This is a genomic window from Shigella sp. FC1544 (assembly GCF_001722145.1).
Lineage (GTDB): Bacteria > Pseudomonadota > Gammaproteobacteria > Enterobacterales > Enterobacteriaceae > Escherichia > Escherichia coli.
On the sequence record NZ_MECT01000337.1, the window covers coordinates 1 to 1,051 of the forward strand.

Below are 1,051 nucleotides of genomic sequence, written 5' to 3' on the forward strand. Positions count from 1 at the left end.
ACTGTTACGACAACGCTCCGATGGAAAGCTTCTGGGGAACGCTGAAAAATGAGAGCCTGAGCCACTATCGTTTTAATAACCGGGATGAAGCCATCTCAGTAATACGGGAATACATTGAGATTTTCTACAATCGTCAGCGTCGTCACTCTCGTCTGGGGAATATCTCCCCGGCAGCCTTCAGGGAAAAATATCATCAGATGGCTGCTTAAAAAAAGAACAAATGGTAGTGTCCGCTATTGCCAGTACACCTCAAAGCGGCTAATGATGAAGAAGCATGTCGTGCAGGTGTCAGAATTTGCCAGTTAGTCGATAACCATGCCATCACACATTCTGAAGGGCATATCAACATTACCGTGACAGCAGGTGTCAGTCGCGCATTTCCTGAAGAGCCTCTGGATGTGGTCATTGGAAGAGCAGACCGGGCAATGTATGAGGGTAAGCAAACGGGAAGAAATCGCTGTATGTTTATTGACGAACAAAATGTGATTAACCGAGTTTAAGCTCCGTTTAACATTCATTGAGAAAACTGATGCTACTGTGTCAACGATTCGTTATCAGTGCAGGAAAATGCCTGTTAGCGTAAAAGCAAAACACAAATCTATCCATGCAAGCATTCACCGCCGGTTTACTGGCGGTTTTTTTTCGCCGTCATAAAAATCAGGCCCCTTGTACACAACTGTAACAAGGGGCCGGTTAGGTGAGGGATTATCTCCGTTCATTAGTCATCCCATTTGTGGGTAATGACTCCAACTTACTGATAGTGTTTTATGTTCAGATAATGCCCGATGACCTTGTCATGCAGCTCCACCGATTTTGAGAACGACAGTGACTTCCGTCCCAGCCTTGCCAGATGTTGTCTCAGATTCAGATTATGTCGCTCAATGCGCTGAGTGTAACGCTTGCTGATAACGTGCAGCTTTCCCTTCAGGCGTGATTCATACAGCGGCCAGCCATCCGTCATCCATACCACGACCTCAAAGGCCGACAGCAGGCTCAGAAGACGCTCCAGTGTGGCCAGAGTGCGTTCACCGAAGACGTGCGCCACAACCGT

General features: G+C 47.3%; 2 protein-coding genes and 2 pseudogenes. 2 read left to right on the forward strand and 2 right to left on the reverse strand.

What is annotated here, in order from left to right:
- The coding region (locus tag BGK49_RS15865) for an IS3 family transposase (protein WP_001073957.1) at positions 1–209 on the forward strand (209 nt) is incomplete at its 5' end.
- 39 nt (positions 210–248) lie between these two features.
- A pseudogene (dgcZ, locus tag BGK49_RS27540) lies at positions 249–500 on the forward strand (diguanylate cyclase DgcZ); the annotation flags it as partial.
- 114 nt (positions 501–614) lie between these two features.
- On the opposite strand, the gene mgtT reads toward dgcZ, so the two are convergent.
- Positions 615–719 carry a protein MgtT gene (mgtT, locus tag BGK49_RS31145; protein ID WP_211180496.1) on the reverse strand — a complete coding sequence of 35 codons (105 nt, stop codon included), beginning with the start codon at positions 717–719 and terminating at the stop codon, positions 615–617.
- Between the two features lie 32 nt (positions 720–751).
- Positions 752–1,051: pseudogene (locus BGK49_RS15870) on the reverse strand (IS1-like element IS1X2 family transposase); the annotation flags it as partial.